Source organism: Kribbella sp. NPDC000426 (assembly GCF_040300265.1).
GTDB lineage: Bacteria > Actinomycetota > Actinomycetes > Propionibacteriales > Kribbellaceae > Kribbella.
In genome coordinates, this window is the sequence record NZ_JBEPDK010000001.1 from 512,972 (window position 1) to 528,565 (window position 15,594).

Annotated in this window: 16 protein-coding genes; 2 read left to right on the forward strand and 14 right to left on the reverse strand. The window is 68.7% G+C overall.

Annotated elements, in window-relative coordinates:
- Positions 1-52: 52 nt before the first annotated feature.
- The 3 genes from ABT313_RS02460 to ABT313_RS02470 form a co-directional block, all read right to left on the reverse strand.
- Complete coding sequence (locus ABT313_RS02460) at positions 53-430, reverse strand: hypothetical protein (protein WP_350847825.1); 378 nt, start codon at positions 428-430, stop codon at positions 53-55.
- Between the two features lie 127 nt (positions 431-557).
- Positions 558-1,418, reverse strand: a complete 861-nt coding sequence (locus ABT313_RS02465; protein WP_350847827.1) for a helix-turn-helix domain-containing protein — start codon at positions 1,416-1,418, stop codon at positions 558-560.
- A 93-nt stretch (positions 1,419-1,511) separates the two neighbouring features.
- Positions 1,512-2,138: a DUF2461 domain-containing protein gene (locus ABT313_RS02470; protein ID WP_350847829.1), complete on the reverse strand. Its 627-nt coding sequence runs from the start codon at positions 2,136-2,138 to the stop codon at positions 1,512-1,514.
- A gap of 42 nt (positions 2,139-2,180) precedes the next feature.
- Here ABT313_RS02470 and ABT313_RS02475 point away from each other — a divergent pair, with 42 nt between their 5' ends.
- On the forward strand, positions 2,181-3,131 hold the full coding sequence (locus ABT313_RS02475; RefSeq protein ID WP_350847831.1) for a quinone oxidoreductase family protein: 951 nt from the start codon (positions 2,181-2,183) through the stop codon (positions 3,129-3,131).
- Here ABT313_RS02475 and ABT313_RS02480 read toward each other — a convergent pair.
- The 3 genes from ABT313_RS02480 to ABT313_RS02490 form a co-directional block, all read right to left on the reverse strand.
- Positions 3,121-4,239, reverse strand: a complete 1,119-nt coding sequence (locus ABT313_RS02480; protein ID WP_350847833.1) for an epoxide hydrolase family protein — start codon at positions 4,237-4,239, stop codon at positions 3,121-3,123. The two genes, ABT313_RS02475 and ABT313_RS02480, sit on opposite strands and share 11 nt — an antisense overlap.
- A gap of 28 nt (positions 4,240-4,267) precedes the next feature.
- A complete protein-coding gene (locus ABT313_RS02485) occupies positions 4,268-4,570 on the reverse strand; it encodes a hypothetical protein (RefSeq protein WP_350847835.1) in 303 nt (100 codons plus the stop codon).
- A 194-nt stretch (positions 4,571-4,764) separates the two neighbouring features.
- Complete coding sequence (locus ABT313_RS02490; protein ID WP_350847837.1) at positions 4,765-5,052, reverse strand: DUF1905 domain-containing protein; 288 nt, start codon at positions 5,050-5,052, stop codon at positions 4,765-4,767.
- A gap of 84 nt (positions 5,053-5,136) precedes the next feature.
- Here ABT313_RS02490 and ABT313_RS02495 point away from each other — a divergent pair, with 84 nt between their 5' ends.
- Positions 5,137-5,649: a GNAT family N-acetyltransferase gene (locus ABT313_RS02495; protein WP_350849836.1), complete on the forward strand. Its 513-nt coding sequence runs from the start codon at positions 5,137-5,139 to the stop codon at positions 5,647-5,649.
- On the opposite strand, the gene ABT313_RS02500 is transcribed toward ABT313_RS02495, so the two are convergent.
- The 8 genes from ABT313_RS02500 to ABT313_RS02535 form a co-directional block, all read right to left on the reverse strand.
- Positions 5,603-6,586, reverse strand: a complete 984-nt coding sequence (locus ABT313_RS02500) for a cation diffusion facilitator family transporter (RefSeq protein WP_350847839.1) — start codon at positions 6,584-6,586, stop codon at positions 5,603-5,605. The two genes, ABT313_RS02495 and ABT313_RS02500, sit on opposite strands and share 47 nt — an antisense overlap.
- Entirely contained in the window at positions 6,583-6,921 is a 339-nt protein-coding gene (locus ABT313_RS02505) for an ArsR/SmtB family transcription factor (protein ID WP_350847841.1), read from the reverse strand. The genes ABT313_RS02500 and ABT313_RS02505 overlap by 4 nt, the downstream gene beginning before the upstream one ends.
- A gap of 101 nt (positions 6,922-7,022) precedes the next feature.
- Positions 7,023-10,133: a sugar-binding protein gene (locus ABT313_RS02510; protein WP_350847843.1), complete on the reverse strand. Its 3,111-nt coding sequence runs from the start codon at positions 10,131-10,133 to the stop codon at positions 7,023-7,025.
- 286 nt (positions 10,134-10,419) lie between these two features.
- On the reverse strand, positions 10,420-11,484 hold the full coding sequence (gene nicT, locus ABT313_RS02515) for a Nickel transporter NicT (RefSeq protein WP_350847845.1): 1,065 nt from the start codon (positions 11,482-11,484) through the stop codon (positions 10,420-10,422).
- 103 nt (positions 11,485-11,587) lie between these two features.
- Entirely contained in the window at positions 11,588-12,220 is a 633-nt protein-coding gene (locus ABT313_RS02520) for a response regulator (RefSeq protein ID WP_350847847.1), read from the reverse strand.
- A complete protein-coding gene (locus ABT313_RS02525) occupies positions 12,217-13,365 on the reverse strand; it encodes a sensor histidine kinase (RefSeq protein ID WP_350847849.1) in 1,149 nt (382 codons plus the stop codon). The genes ABT313_RS02520 and ABT313_RS02525 overlap by 4 nt, the downstream gene beginning before the upstream one ends.
- Positions 13,366-13,383: 18 nt before the next feature.
- Positions 13,384-13,866, reverse strand: coding sequence for a hypothetical protein (locus tag ABT313_RS02530; protein ID WP_350847851.1), 483 nt, complete (start codon positions 13,864-13,866; stop codon positions 13,384-13,386).
- A gap of 118 nt (positions 13,867-13,984) precedes the next feature.
- Positions 13,985-15,583: an ABC-F family ATP-binding cassette domain-containing protein gene (locus ABT313_RS02535; RefSeq protein WP_350847853.1), complete on the reverse strand. Its 1,599-nt coding sequence runs from the start codon at positions 15,581-15,583 to the stop codon at positions 13,985-13,987.
- Positions 15,584-15,594: the final 11 nt, after the last annotated feature.

A 15,594-nucleotide genomic window follows, 5' to 3' on the forward strand; every position in this document is an offset into this window, starting at 1 on the left:
GGAAAGCGGGACGGGCACGGGCGACAGGGAACCGGCATGCCCGCCCCGCTGCTCATGAGGTGTGGCCGGTGAAGACGAGTGGATGGTCGACCAGCTCTTCCAGGAACTGCTGCCACTCGCGTGGCGCGCCGAGCGGGATGAGGTGGCCGCGGTGGGGCACTGCCACCGCAGCCTTGCCGATGCGTGCTACGGCGGCGTCGATGAGCGCTTGCATGGCCTGACCGGAATCATCTTCTTCGACGAAGAGCGGGCCCAGGCGATATCCGCGTTGCTCCGCCGCCTCGAACGCGGCTTTCTGAAGCTCGACGACATCACGGAGCCGCCGAGCGAGGCGCTCGTGGGCGTAGCAGTACAGGATTCGCTGCGGGTTCGAGTGCGGGCCCGGTTCGCCGCCGGGCCAGAACACCAGACTCGTCTCCGCGATCGCCATGCAACGACCGTACGGATCGGACGGGCGCCGGCACCATCCGAATCCAGGCTGCCAGAACGGTCCGCTCACGGACCGTTCGAGGATGACGCCGTACCGGAGCGCGGCAGAAACGCGAGGTTGTGGATAACTAAGGTCTGGTCAGGCCGGCGATCATGGCTGTGGAGTCGCGCGGGCTGAGCGCGATCGCCCGGAGGTGATCGAACACGAGGCCGTAGCGGTCGATCTCCGCCTCGGCTTCCAGGAAGATGTCGCCGGCGAGGCTTTCGACGTACACAAGGTCGGGTGCGACGGACCCGAAGGCGAGCCGGGCGAACGCACCGGTCATCCCGGGATGGGCCCCCCGGTCGAACGGGATCACCTGGACCGTGATGTTCGGTCGCTCGCTCATCTCCAGCAGACGCCTGAGTTGGGCCTGCATGACAGCCCGGCTGCCCACCTCCCGGCGGAGCGCGGCCTCGTCGATCACTGCCCACAACTCGAGCGGCGCACGACCCTCACGCTTCCTGGTCAGGGCGGCCTGACGTTCCATCCGCGTCTGCACGTTCCGCTCGATCACGTCAGGCTCGAGCGGAAGGAAGTCGGCCACGGTCGCCCTGGCGTACTCCTCGGTCTGCAGAAGGCCCGGGATGTAGGACGATTCGTAGTTGTGTAGGAGCTTCGCCTCGGACTCGAAGTTGATGTAGGTGGCGTAGTCCTGCGGAATCACGTCCTTGAACTGGCGCAGCCAGCCGGGCTGCCTAGCTCCTCTGATCATCTCGAGGAGCTCCGCGCGGCGGGCTTCCGGGACGTCGTACAGGTCGAAGAGGGTCTCGAGGGTGCCGGGATGGGGTTTGGCCTGACCTTTTTCGATGCGCCAGAGGGTGCCTTGGTTGACGCCGCTCTGCTCCTGGACCTGCTCGCGGGTCAGCTGTGCCTCGGCGCGGAGGCCCTTCAACTCAGCGGCAAGCCGGCGCAGCCGGACGGTCGGCGGACCAGCTGGCCTCGGCATTTTCCACAACCTCGCGTTTCCGACCTCGTGGATTCGAGATCGCCGCAATTATCGCGGGTCGGATTCGCACGGTACAAGCACCATCACGACCCGTCAGGAGTTGTCGGTCAGCCAGGTTAGGAGGGGTTTGGTGGATTGCCAGTCGGTGCGGATCTGGGTGGCTAGGTCGGGGGTGTGGATGATGGGCTCGAAGCCGTAGGACTTGGAGACCGTGAGGGACTTGTGGCGGAGCAGGTCGATGCGGGGGTGGTCGGGGTCGTAGCCTCGGGGGCTGGTTTTGAGTTTGTCGCCGCCTACGGTCCAGCCGGCTCGGGTGAGCTTGGCCAGCAGCTTCTCCAGTTGTTTGCCGCGGCGGTCGTCATCGATGGCGGTGCGGACTCGGGCCAGGCGGTCGGAGGATGCGTCGTAGAAGCCGGCGGCCACTCGTACGCCGGGTGCCGAGACCTGCACGTACCAGCCCAGAGCCGGAGCGAGGTCGATGAACGCGCCCTGATGGGTCTTGTACGGCGTCTTGTCCTTCGCGAAGCGGACGTCGCGGTACGGGCGGAACAGTTTCGCCGTGCCGAACTCCTCCTCGAGCTCCGCGAGCAGCGCGGTCATCGGTGCGCGGACCGACTCCTCGTACACCTGCTTGTGCGCCGTCCAGAACGACTTGGTGTTGTCCATTTCGAGATCGTCGTAGAAATCCAGCGCCGCAGCCGGAAACCCGGTAAAACTCATGCGGCAACGATAGTTCGCCCGGCAGATCGGACAGACACCCCCATGCGCGCGATCCAGGTCACCCAGTTCGGCGGTCCAGAGGTCCTCGTCCCGACCGAGCTCGATCCACCGGTCGTCGGGCCGGGCGAGCTGCTGGTCGAGGTCAGCGCGGCCGGCGTGAACTTCGCGGACACCCACCGCACCGACGGCTCGTACCGCGGCGGCGTCACGCTCCCGTTCGTCCCGGGCGTCGAGATCGTCGGCCGCGCCTACGGCCGGCGCGTCCTGTCCACGCTCTTCGAGACCAGCGGCGGGTACGCCGAGTACGCCGCAGCGCCAGCACACCGGGCCGTCGACGTACCGGACGAGGTCGACGACGGTTCGGCCCTCGCATTGCTCATCCAAGGGCTGACCGCTTGGCACCTCCTGAAGAGCAGCGCACGGCTGCGGCCCGGCGAGACCGTCGTGGTCAACGCCGCCGCTGGCGGAGTGGGCTCCTTGGCCGTGCAACTCGCGAAGCACTTCGGGGCCGGGCAGGTCGTTGCCACCGCGTCGACCGGCGACAAGCGGGACATCGCCCGCCAGCTTGGCGCAGACGTTGCCATCAACAACAATCCGGACGGGTACGCCGAGAGGGTGCTGGCGGCAACTGATGGCCGCGGCGCCGACGTCGTGCTGGATTCGGCCGGCGGCGCGACGATGCTCGCCGGTCTCGAAAGCCTTGCCCCGTTCGGCCGGCTGGTCAACTACGGCAACGCCAGTCGCGAAGGACGGCCGTCGGTCGACCCGAGTGCGCTTGCCCAGCGCAACCTTTCGGTGGCCGGCTTCTGGCTCGTCCCGGCGATGGATCTCCCCGGCGGGTACGTCGAACCACTGGCTGAGCTCCTCGCGCTCACGGCCGCCAAGAAGCTCAGTCCGCAAGTAGGCGCGGAGTACCCGCTCGAGGAAGCCCGTCGCGCCCACGAGGACCTGCTGGCCCGCCGGTCGACGGGCAAGCTGATCCTCAAGCCCTGAAGAACGCCCGGATGTCGGCGGCCAGCACGGCAGGCTGTTCAAGCGCGGCGAAGTGGCCGCCGTCCGGATGACTGGTCCAGCGAACGACGTTGTCGGTCCGGGCGACCGTGTGCCGAAGCGGGATGAAGTTCTCGTGCGCGAGGTCGAGCAGCGCCGTCGGCGTACGGGACGGCTCGGCCGGTTGGCCCCAGTACGACGCATGCGCGCGCTCGTAGTAGATCGCGCCGGCCGATCCCGCGGTCCGGGTGAGCCAGTAGAGCATCACGTTGGTGAGCAGCGCGTCGCGGTCGATCGGCGACGCCGGATCCGACCAGGTCGCGAACTTCTCCGCGATCCACGCCAGCTGCCCCACGGGTGAATCGGTCAACCCATAAGCCAGCGTCTGCGGCCGCGTCGACTGCAGATCGGCGTACCCCTGCTGCTCCGAGACGAACGCCTGCTGCCGGCGCCACGACGCCCACGTGCGTTCCTGCTCAGCCGCGTCGAGGGATGCAAGCTCCTCCGGCGTCGGCTCTGACGTAGCGCCCGCGCCCGGGATGAGATTGAGGTGTACGCCGATCACGCGCTCGGCGTCGATCCGCCCGACCTCGCGGGAGATCGCGGCACCCCAGTCGCCACCCTGTACGCCGTACCGCTGGTAGCCGAGCCGGGTCATCAGCTCGGTCCACGCGCCGGCCACACGCTTGAACTCCCAGCCCGGCTCCTGCACGGGACCGGACAGCGTGAACCCCGGGATGGTCGGGATCACCAGGTGAAAGTCGGTCAGCAGCTTCGCGACCTCGGTGAACTCGACGACCGACCCGGGCCAACCGTGGGTGAGAACGAGCGGGATCGCCGACGGATCCGACGACGGAACATGCGCGAAGTGGACCCGAGCACCGTCGATCACCGTCGTGTACTGCGGCCACTCGTTCAACCGCGCTTCCGCCGCGCGCCAGTCGTACCTGTCCCGCCAATAGGCAACCAGGTCTTGGAGGTAGGCCAGCGGGACCCCGCGCGACCACTCCGCGCCGGGCAGCTCGGCGGGCCAGCGCACCAGGTCGAGGCGCCGGCGGAGGTCGTCCAGTTCGCTGTCCGGCACATCCAGCCGGAACGGTTCGATCGTCACCCCGGCACCCTGTCACAGGGCGGATGCTTCAGGCGGCGACCTTGGCGTGGGCCCGGTCGCGGACCACCTTGACCGCCACCGCGGCGATCAGGCAGAGTGCCCCGGCGCTCATCACGATCGTGACCAGCGTGCTCGCACCGTTGAGCGCGTTGTCGCAGGCCATCGGCGTGATCCCGCCGGCCGGCTGGAACGCCGAGCCGCAGCGGGTGCCGCTGGCCGAGACCGACCGGAACCCGAGCAGGCCGCCGGCGAGCAGCAGCACCACCCCGGCCGCGCCGAGAATCTTGTTCAGCGTGATCACGGTCAGACCGGATCTGCTGGTCGTGGGCATGCCGACGGCACGCCCCGTGAGCCCCGTAGCACTTCGTTCACTCCTGACTTCGACGGACCACCCAGGAATCGAACTTACGGTCAGGCCCGCGATGATCCCCACCCGAGCAGCCGGTCAGGACCGATTCTTCACAGAGTCCTTACTCAGAACATGACCGGCTGTGACGGTGATCTCAGATCAAATGAAAGTCACTCTCAGCCGAGGCGCTCTTCCAGGTGCACGGTGATCTCGTCGCCCGGGTCCTTGCCGAGCTGGGTGCGGAGGTTGCCCTTGACGGGGAGTTTGTGGGTGCCGTCGCCGAGGGCCATGAACGAGCTCTCGAACGGGTGGCCGTCCATGGTTCCGCGGACCTTGACCAGGCCGCGGGTGCCGAAGTACTCGGCCGAGTCCGGCATCTGCACGTAGGTCCAGCCGCCCTTGGCCTCGCTCTTCAGCAGCGGTGCGGTGAAGGTCTTGTCGAGTTTTCCGGTCTTCTTGCTCATCGTGAGCTCCTCTCTACACCCCTTGGTAGAGACTGCGGACGGGCTTTCGACATCCACGGCCAACCTATTCTGGGAAATGTGCAGATGACGATCCGCCGGGCCGCGCGGGACGACGTACCGGCGGTGCTGGCCCTGCTCGACGGGGCCACCGAGTGGCTGGTTGCTCGCGGACAGACCGAGCAGTGGGGTACGGCGCCGCACTCGACCAGCCCGCGGCGGGTGGCCCAGATCACCGGGTTCGCCGACTACGGCGGGCTGTGGGTCGGTGAGGACGCGGGCCGGGTTGTCGGCGCGCTCGCGGTCGGGGCGGCGATGGAGTACGTGCCGCGGGCGTCCGAGCCCGAGCTGTACGTCCGGCTGCTGGTGACCGAGCGCGCGTCCGCCGGGCAGAACGTCGGCGGGATCCTGCTCGGCCACGCCCGCGAGCTGGCCCGGGCCGCGGGTGTGCGCCTGCTGCGGGTCGACTGCTTCGCTGGCGGCGACGGCGCCCTCGTCCGGTACTACGAGTCGCAGGGCTTCACGCGCGACGTGGCCTTCGCCGTACCGCGGGTCAGTGAGCCGGACTGGCCGGGTCAGGTGCTCGTGCAGCGTCTGTGATCGAGGAGCGGTGTACGGCGCCGTGGGCGTCGCTGCAGTGCGCCTCACCGGTCGCCGAGGTGGCGTGATCGACCTGGAGCGTGGAGTGCGTCAGATGGTGGCGCTCGGCCAGTACCTGCTCGATCTTGATCCGGATCTGGTGACAGTCGAGGCCCTCGGCAACGAGGATGTGCGCGGACGCGGCCGGCTCACCTGAGGTGATCTCCCAGACGTGCAGGTCGTGCACCTCGACGACGCCCTCGATCGCACACAGCTCGGCGCCGAGCGCCTGCGGGTCGATCGCGCTCGGCGCGGCCTCGAGGAAGATCCGGCCCGAGTCACGAACCAGTCCGATACCGGCCTTCAGCATCAGTACGGCGACCACGAGCGCGGCGATCGCGTCCGCCCGGGCGAACCCGGTCAGCAGTACGACGAGACCGGCGATCGCGGTGGCGATGAACGCGAACAAGTCGTTGAGGATATGCTGGAACGCGCCCTCGACGTTCAGGCTGGAGCGGTTCGCCTTGCTGATCAGCCAGGTGGCGAGCAGGTTGACCGCGATGCCGACGACGCCGGTGATCAGCACCAGCGCGCCCTTCACCTCGGGCGGATCGATCATCCGGTTGACGGCCTCGTACACGAAGTACGCCGCCAGCAGCAGCAACGTGATGCCGTTGGCCTGCGCGGACAGGATCTCGACCCGCTTGAAGCCGTACGTGAACCCGCCGGCCGGCGGCTTCGCGGCCAGCCGGATCGCGAGCAGCGCGAGCGCGATGGCGATCGCGTCGGTCAGCATGTGCGCCGCGTCGGTCACCAGGGCCAGCGAACCGGCCGCCAACCCGACAATCACCTCGGCGATCATGAAGCCGACGATCAACGCGAGCGCGCCGCCGAGCAGCTTCTTGTCCGCCGCAGCGCTCACCGAATGGCCATGACCATGCCCGTGGTCGGCGCTCACGATTCCGACCTCTCCGGGTGGATGGCGTCCGTGTGCTCGGTGTGGGCGACGGCCAGGTCGACGAGCATCCGGACGTGCGCGTCGTCGAGGCGGTAGAACGCGTTGCGCCCGTCACGCCGCACCGAGACCACCCGGTGCGCGCGGAGCAGGCGCAGAGCGTGCGATGTCGCGGACTCGCTGAGCCCGGTGATCGCGGCGAGGTCGCAGACGCACAGCTCCCCATCGAGCAGGGCGACCAGCAGCTTCAGCCGCCGCGGGTCGCCGAGCAGCCCGAAGACGTCAGCGGTATCGACGATGTCGTCCTGGCCCGGCATCCTGGCGTTGACACTGGCCACGCGCTCAGGATTGACCAGACGAACCCGACAATCGTCGATACCCTGCACATCTGCAGAACTCTTCATACGTCAACACTAAGGGGCACCACCCGCCCCCGCAACTAACTGGTGAAGGTCGCCGGCAGGAACAAGGTCGTGGTCTTGCCGGTCACAATCCCGCTCGCCCACTGCAGCGCTCCGGCCCTTCCCGCGCCGTCGTTCTCGTTCAGCGCCAGCGAGATCGCGACCGGTCCGGCCGGTTGACTCGCGAACCCGAGCGACGCCCACGGCACCTTCACCTGGTACGACGTGACCCCGTCGGCGCGCGTGATCACCGCGGTCGCGCCGGGCGTGGTCCCGGCCGGGCTGCCGTCCGACGTACCGAACGTGTAGACAGCAGGACCGGTCGGCAGCAGCGCGGCGCCGAGCTCTGTCGCGGTCGCGTTCTCGCCGGGGAGGCCGTTGCTGATGGCAAATTGCAGGCTGTCGCCGCGCCACAGGTTCGGGGCGGTTTCGGTCTGCGAGAAGACGTCATCAGTGACGGCGGCGTTGATGGTCAGACCAGTTGCGTCGTACTGGAAGTTGGCCGAACCGGACAGGTCGGCGGTGCCGCCCCACGGCCGGGTGAAGGTGAGCCAACTGGCGTCGGTCGCGAGGTTGATCGAGGTCGTCGGAGTGGTTGCCGAGGGCACGATCGGGTCGAAGGCCGTGGTGCCCTTGGCAGAGACCTTGTTTCCGTCGGAGGTGGTGAGGTCGACCGTGTAGGCGTAGGCCTTCCAGGGCTGGAGGCCTGATACCGGGATCGCGATTGTTGCCTTCTGCCCCGGTGCGATCGACTGGCCGGCACCCGCCGTACCGTGCTGGCCGGCGATGGTCCAGCTCAGGTCCTGGATCGTCGCCGCCGAACTGGCTCTGGTGTTGGTCAGCTCGACGCCGAGACCGGTCGGCGCGGCCGCTGTGAGCTGCGGGACGACCCGGATCTTCGTCGCCGGTTCGACGCTGGTCCACGCAACCAGACGAGCCGTCGTCCTACCAAGGCGGGAGACGGTAGCGACGACGTGCCGCAGACCGAGCGTGTCACTCGCCGGGACCGGGATCGTGACCGTGGTGTTCTTCCCCGGCAGCACCAAAGCAGGCTTGGTCTGACCAGCAACCGTGACGGCTGCCGGGCCGGCGTTGTGCACGGAGCCCTTGATCGTCACCGTCACCGCCGTCGGCTCCTGGGAGTTCGACGGATCGGCGGCGGCGACCGTTGCCTGCGGCGTGCTGGTCACCGCGACGCCCGTGGCCGCACCCTTCACGAAGACCGGGTCCTGGTCGACGGTCATCGTGACAACGCCGGCGGTCGGCGTCAGCGTCGTCTTGTGGCCGTACATGTCCGTGACCTCGAGCGGGACAGTGGTGTTGAGCTGCACCGAGGAGGTTCCGGTTCCGGTCGACCACAGCACGCGGGTGGTCGACGTACCCGAGCCGAAGCGGTACGAGTAGAGCGGGGCTGCCAACGAATCGCGGCCGCTGTAGGCGAGGCCGGTGAGGGCGCGGATCGTGGTCGCCTTCGCGACCAGGCCCGGCTTCGGCGCCATGCCGGCGATCGGTCCGGCCGGAGCCTGCAGCAGGCCGAACGTGCTCTCCTTGTCGTCGAGGTTCGTGCCGTCGTTGAGCGCGTCGTACCAGTAGAACTGGCTGACGCCGTTCGCGATCAGGAGCGTGTCGTTGCGGATCGACTTGCGGGCCTGGTCGAGCATCGAGCCGCCGAAGCTCGGGGCGGTCGGGTAGCCCTCCTCGCTGACCCAGATCGGTTTCCCGGCGCCGCCGTGCGCGTCGGACGCCGCCCGCAGGCTCTGGACCTGGGTGTCCAGGGCGCCCTCCGGGCCGCCGAACGTGTAGATGTGCGCGTTGATCGAGTCCACGTACGCGAGCCCGCCGAGCGACAGGACCTGGTCGCGGAACGAGGTGTCGCCGCTGTTCGGGCCGACGTCGGCGATGACGTTGGCGTTCGGGTTGTCCGCGTGCGTCTGCTCGTACGCCGCCTTCATCAGCTGGACGAAGCACGCGCCGGTGACGCCGCACGCGCTGTCGTTGAACCCGGGCTGGTAGTACTCGTTGTAGGTCTCGATGTCGTTGGTCGTGCCCGCGAAGTGCTTGAGCCAGAAGCTCTGGTACCGACCGAACGCTGCCAGACCCGCCGCGGTGCTCGGGGTGTGGCCGCCGTCGTACAGCGAGTTGCGGTAGCCGGTGACCAGCAGCGGAGTGATGCCGTTGGCCTTCGCGTCGGCGGTCATCGCGTCGTACTGCGGTTCGACCGAGTAGTTGCCGGGCGCACCGGACTCGAGGTGGTCCCAGGAGAGGCTGTCGCGGATGTGCGAGAAGCCTGCCAGCGCGAGGGTGCGGATCAGCGCGCCGCTCAGGTCGTAGTAGTGGTTCATATGGGTGTTCACACCCCACTTGCCCTGTGGGGACTGGATTCCCGCCGGCAGGGGTGGGATGACGGCCAGCGTCGTACCGACGACTGTGTCGCCGGCAGTGAGGCGGAGGTTGTAGAACCCGGCGCCGAGCGACGACGTGCTGATCGAGCCTGTGGTGGTGTTGCCGGAGGCAACGGGTAGGTACTGGTCGTCGGTGATGCTCCAGGCAACCGACGGCGCGGTCGAGGTGAGACTGATACTGCCGGAGCCCTGCTGGAAGACCAGGCTCTGGTTGGTGACCGTGATGCCTGTCGTGTCCGCGAACGAGACGCTGACCGAACTGATGCAGACCGAGCTGATGACACCACCAGGTGCATTCGCCATCAGCCGGATGTCGGCGCCGTTCGCGCGGTTCTGGAAGTTGATGTTGGACATCCGGAACTGCGTACTCGCCCACGCGCCTGTACCCGGGAACGTGAACCACGGCAGCGGGGTGAACGCGGCGCTGACACTGTCGTACTGCGCCGTGAGCTGCTGCCCCGGGGTGTCGAAGTAGTTGACCGTGAGCACCGCGTCGGTCGCGCCGGCCGGGATCCGGGCCGCGTCGATGTTCAGGTAGATGTACTGGTCCTTGGGGTCGTTGCTCGTCTGCCAGCACGGCACTCCGAGCCGCGTCGACGCGGCATGCTCCGGAGTCTTGTCCGCGTCACCGGGCCAGGCGGTGATGCCGTCGGCGGCCGCCGGGTTGCTGAAGACAATCCCGGGATCACCTGCCGCCTCTGCGGTCGTCGTGAGTTGGGTGACGGCGAGCAGCCCAACAGCCACCACCGCGACCACCTTCCGAACCAAACCAACCATGAACGGCCCTCTCGTCGATGCCTACACGTGTAGATCAGCTCGCGAAACCGCTTTCGCAAGATCAAACGATGGCCCCCACCCAAGGAACTGTCAACGCCTCACCCCCAACTACCCACCACCACCCGGCGTCTGGGGTGCTGCTATTGCCTATCCCCAGTCACCACCGCCCATGCCCACCCACGTCGGTCCGCCCCGCGGCCAACCCGACGGCGGTGGGTGGGGGCGAGGCGTGGGTTTTGGGGTGGGGAGCTGGGTCTTACGAGTCGGTGGTGGGGCGGGGGGACCATCGTTCTTCGATGCGGGCGTACTTCCAGATCGCCTGGGCGGTGATCCAGGTGAGGACGAACAGGCCGACGATCGCGTAGCCGACGTAGTTCAGGTCGACGCCGGCGATCGCGGCCAGCGGGCCGTGGTCGATGTGCAGCTTGTCGGTGAGGATCGAGATCAGCTCGATGCTGCCGATCACCAGCGCGACCGCGACCGACAGGCCGGTGATCGTGATGTTGTAGTAGACCTTGCGGACCGGTTTCGCGAAGGCCCAGCCGTAGGCGAAATTCATCAGGCAGCCGTCGATCGTGTCGAGCAGGCTCATCCCGGCCGCGAACAGGATCGGCAGGGTCAGGACGGCGTACCACGGCAGGCTGAACGCGGCCGCGCCGCCGGCCAGCACCAGCAGGCTGACCTCGGTCGCGGTGTCGAATCCGAGGCCGAACAGGAAGCCGATCGGGTACATCTGCCACGGCCGGGTGACCGCCTTGGTGACGCCGGCCAGGATCCGGTTCATGAAGCCGCGCTTGTCGAGGTGCTGCTCGAGCGAGGCCTCGTCGTACTCGCCGGTGCGCATCCGGCGGAACACCTTCACGACGGTGACCAGGACGGCGAGGTTGAGCGCGGCGATCAGGTACAGGAAGACGCCCGAGACCGCCGTACCGATGACGCCGGTGATCTGCTGCAGGCGGGACGAGTCGTCGGCGACCTGTCCGGCGAGCGTACGGACGCCGATCCCGAGCAGGAAGCACAGCACGAACACCACGGTCGAGTGCCCGAGCGAGAACCAGAACCCGACCGACAACGGCCGCCGCCCGTCTGCCATCAGCTTCCGGGTCGTGTTGTCGATCGCGGCGATGTGGTCGGCGTCGAACGCGTGCCGCATCCCGAGCGTGTACGCCGTCACGCCGAGCCCGACCCCGAACACGCCCGCCGATCCGAGCAGGTAATGCCGCGGCGCCACGATCAGCGCCAGCACACCCCAACCGGCCAGATGCAACAGCAGCACGAACGCCGCCATCGCCAGGACCGACATCCGCTCCCGCCCAGTCACTTCCCATCGCCTCACAATCCGCCAGTAAACGCCCGTGGGCTCAGCAGATGCAACCCAGTCGCAAGAACAACCGGTGTTCGGACCGTGCAGGCGAGCGGATGGGTCAGGCGAGGCCGAGGCGGTAGGCGTAGGCGACGGCTTGGGCGCGGTCGCGGAGGCCGGCCTTGGCGAAGAGGTGGTTGATGTGGGTCTTGACGGTGGCCTCGCTGACGACCAGGTGACGGGCGATCTCGGTGTTGGACAGGCCCTCGGCGATCAGGCGAAGGACCTCCAACTCGCGCGGCGTGAGGCCTGTGTCGGCCGGCTCCACCGGTTTGGTAGTGGCACCTGAGATCAGGCGGCGCTGGACCTCGGCGTCGACGATCGACTGGCCGTTGGCGGCGGCCTCCAGAGCGCGGCCGATCGACTCGGCGTCGGCGTCCTTGGTGAGGAACCCGCGGGCGCCGGCCCGGAGTGCGGACAGCACCGAGTCGTCGTCGCTGTACGTCGTGAGTACGACGACCTCGGTCCGCGGATGATCCGCGCGCACCTGACGGGTCGCCTCGACGCCGTCCATGGTCGGCATCCGGAGGTCGACGAGCAGCACGTCCGGGTCGTGCTCGGCGACCAGCTGGACCGCCTCACGGCCGTCCGAGGCCGCCGCGACCACATCGATCCCGGGCAGCAGTTTGAGCAGCGTGACCAGCCCGTCCCGCACCACGGTCTGGTCGTCCGCGACCACCACTCGCACACTCATACGTTGAGCTCCACTCGCCAGCCCGTGGAGGTCGGGCCAGCCTCCACTGATCCGCCGACCAGGTCGGCCCGTTCACGCATCCCGACCAGACCATAGCCGCCGGGCGCCGCCCGGTCCGGTCGCTTCCCCGGCCTGTCCTCCACAGTCAGACCAACCCGCTCGCCGTACGACAGCTTGACCTCGACCGGCGCGCCCGGCGCGTGCTTGCGGGTGTTCGCCAGCGCTTCCTGCACGGTCCGGTACATCGTGCTCATCACATCAGCCGGCAGCTCCCGCGGCGTACCTTCCACCGAGAACTCCGCCGCCGCCCCAGTCTCCAGCCGGTACGCCGTCACGAGATCGCCGAGCGTCCGTACGTCGGGAACCGCGTCCTCCCGCAGCGCCGCGACGGCCCGCCGCGCCTCGGCCAGCCCCTCGGCCGCCAGCCCCTGCGCCCGCGTCACCTGCTCGACCGCCTCCGCCGACGCGCCGTCCCGCACGAGCATCAACCGCGCACCCTGCAGGCTCAGCGACAACCCGGCCAGCGAATGCGCGAGTACGTCGTGCACGTCGCGCGCGATCCGCGCCCGCTCGGCCAGCGCCGCGGCCCGCTCGTGCTCCTCGATCGCCGCCTGCTTACGAGCCAGCGACACCTCGAGGTCCTCCAGCTGCTGCTCCCGGTTGCGCCTGTTCACCGCGGCCAGGGTCAGCGCGACCACGCCGAAGGCCGCCCCGATCGCACCCGGCGCCGAGCGGGTCGTGATGTACAGCGGCACGCTCCCGCCGAGGATGGCGATCGCCACGACGATCCATTCCAGCGGTCCGGCGCGGTAGTACCGGACCGCGATCCGGCTGACCCAGAACGGGACGAAGAGCATCACGCTCTGCGGAAGCGCGTACCACAGCAACGACCCGGCGATCGCGAACGCCAGCAGGGCGTAGGCGGTCCGGCCGGGCGGTTCGCCGTACCGCAGCCGGAACAGCGAGATGTTGCTGACGACAACGATCACGCCGAGGGCGACGATCACGCCGTACGGCAGGCGCTGCCGGTCGTGGTCCCGGGCGGCGAAGGCGACTGTGAGGACGGTCAGGACGCCGGGGACCGCACGCAGCAGCAGACCAGGTACGGAGGATTCCCGCACCTGGTCCGCGAGCCTGGCACTCATGCCCTCATCATGCCCGGATCAGACCCGTTCGGTGGCGAAGGGGACGTTCATCGCCAGTGCGCGGCGGTAGATCATCGCGCTCTGGGCGGCGAGCGTGACGCCGATCGTCAGCGCCAGGGTCGAGGTACCGAAGGTGTTGTGCGGCCAGAGCGCGGCGGAGGCGAACGACGTACCGACCCGGAGTGCGATCGTCACCAGCCACAGGACGAGAGTCGCCGCGGTGCCCTTCTGGAACAGGCCTTGGTCGGTCGGCGAGAGCCGGACGCTGGCGCCGCGGGCGACACCGAAACCGGCCAGCACGACACAGTCGAGGACGAGGAAGGCGAGCTGACCGGAGGTCGCGTTGTGCACGCTCGACGAGAGCGAGAACAGACCGACGCCCAGCAGGATCACGGGCATCAGGAACAGCGACTTCTGGGTGACGAGCGAACCGGTCACCTGCCGGCCGATGACACGCACCAGCACCAGCAGACCCACCAAGATACCGATCACGGCCGACATTTCTGGGGTTCCTTCCGAGGAGTTGTTGTTGATGACAACACTCCCCGGAATCGGCCGTTCGGACGTCAGCCCGGAGGTGAGACCCGGGTGGAACCCGAGCCTCAACCCCAGGGTTGACTCATGCGAGCGACACGAGGTCCAGATAGTCGTCGGACCACAGGTCCTCGGTCGCGTCCGGCAGGATCAGCACGCGATCCGGACGGAGCGCCTCGATCGCACCCTCGTCGTGCGTGACCATCACGATCGCGCCCGGGTAGCTGCCGACCGCGCCCAGGACCTCGTCCCGCGACACCGGGTCGAGGTTGTTGGTCGGCTCGTCCAGCAGCAGCACGTTCGCGCTGGAGTGGACCAGCCCGGCGAGCGCGAGCCGCGTCTTCTCGCCGCCGGACAGTACGCCGGCCGGCTTGTCGACGTCGTCGCCGCTGAACAGGAACGACCCGAGCACGTTCCGGACTTCGCCGTCGGTGAGCCCGGGGGCCACCGCGGCCAGGTTCTGGCGGACGGTGCCGGCCAGGTCGAGCGTGTCGTGCTCCTGGGCGAAGTACCCGAGCCGGAGGCCGTGACCGGGTACGACGCGGCCGGCGTCCGGCTGTTCGCGGCCCGCGAGGAGCCGGAGCAGCGTCGTCTTGCCGGCGCCGTTCAGTCCGAGGATGACGACCCGGCTGCCCCGGTCGACGGCCAGGTCGACACCGTTCAGCACCTGCAGTCCGCCGTACGCCTTCTTCAGGCCGACGGCGGACAGCGGGGTCTTGCCGGACGGCGCCGGAGCGGGCAGGCGGATCTTGGCGACGCGCCCGGACCGGCGTACCGGCTCGAGGTCGGAGAGCAGCTTGTCCGCGCGGCGGGCCATGTTCTTGGCTGCCATCGCGGTGCTCGCCCCGGCCTGCATCTTCGCCGCCTGGGCATGCAGGACCGCGGCCTTGCGCTCGGCGACCGCACGCTCGCGCTGCCGCCGCCGCTCGTCGACCTCCAGCTGTTCGCGGTACTTCTTCCAGCCGGTGTTGTGGATGTCGATCGTCAGCCGCAGCGGGTCCAGGTGGAAGACCCGGTTGACCGTTGCCTTGAGCAACTCCGTGTCGTGGCTGATGACGATCAGGCCACCGGCGTACGACAGCAGGAACTGCCGCAGCCAGAGCACCGAGTCGGCGTCGAGGTGGTTGGTCGGCTCGTCGAGCAGCAACATGTCGTGCTGCGCGAACAGGATCCGGGCCAGCTCGACCCGGCGACGCTGCCCGCCGGACAGGTGACCGACCGGCTGCTCGAGCGCACGGTTGGGCAGTCCGACACCGGCCGCGAGCCGCGCCGCCTCCGCCTCGGCCGCGTAGCCGCCGCCGGCCTGGAAGGCGGCCTCGGCGCGGGCGTACGCCGCCATCGCCTTCTCCTGCGCCTCACCGGTCGCCGTGCTCATCGCGGTCTCGGCCGCGCGGAGATCGCGGACGGCGGTGTCGAGGCCGCGGGCGGACAGGATGCGATCGGTGACGGTGATCGCGGGGTCGGCCGCTCGCGGGTCCTGCGGCAGGTAGCCGACGGAGCCGGTCACGGCGATGTCGCCCGCCGCCGGGCGACGTTCGCCGGCCAGCGTGGTGAGCAGGGTGGTCTTGCCGGCGCCGTTACGGCCGACGAGCCCGACGCGGTCCCCCGCGCCGACTGTGAACGAAAGATCGGCCAGCAGCAGCTGAGCGCCGACACGAATATCAACACCGCGAGCGGTGATCATGATGGTTACTC

Coding starts and splice junctions, on each gene's coding strand:
- ABT313_RS02535 (WP_350847853.1), bottom strand. CDS start 15,583: ATGATCACCGCTCGCGGTGTTGATATTCGTGTCGGCGCTCAGCTGCTG.
- ABT313_RS02495 (WP_350849836.1), top strand. CDS start 5,137: ATGACGATCCGCCGGGCCGCGCGGGACGACGTACCGGCGGTGCTGGCC.
- ABT313_RS02490 (WP_350847837.1), bottom strand. CDS start 5,052: ATGAGCAAGAAGACCGGAAAACTCGACAAGACCTTCACCGCACCGCTG.
- ABT313_RS02525 (WP_350847849.1), bottom strand. CDS start 13,365: ATGAGTGCCAGGCTCGCGGACCAGGTGCGGGAATCCTCCGTACCTGGT.
- ABT313_RS02485 (WP_350847835.1), bottom strand. CDS start 4,570: ATGCCCACGACCAGCAGATCCGGTCTGACCGTGATCACGCTGAACAAG.
- ABT313_RS02475 (WP_350847831.1), top strand. CDS start 2,181: ATGCGCGCGATCCAGGTCACCCAGTTCGGCGGTCCAGAGGTCCTCGTC.
- ABT313_RS02520 (WP_350847847.1), bottom strand. CDS start 12,220: ATGAGTGTGCGAGTGGTGGTCGCGGACGACCAGACCGTGGTGCGGGAC.
- ABT313_RS02470 (WP_350847829.1), bottom strand. CDS start 2,138: ATGAGTTTTACCGGGTTTCCGGCTGCGGCGCTGGATTTCTACGACGAT.
- ABT313_RS02460 (WP_350847825.1), bottom strand. CDS start 430: ATGGCGATCGCGGAGACGAGTCTGGTGTTCTGGCCCGGCGGCGAACCG.
- ABT313_RS02465 (WP_350847827.1), bottom strand. CDS start 1,418: ATGCCGAGGCCAGCTGGTCCGCCGACCGTCCGGCTGCGCCGGCTTGCC.
- ABT313_RS02530 (WP_350847851.1), bottom strand. CDS start 13,866: ATGTCGGCCGTGATCGGTATCTTGGTGGGTCTGCTGGTGCTGGTGCGT.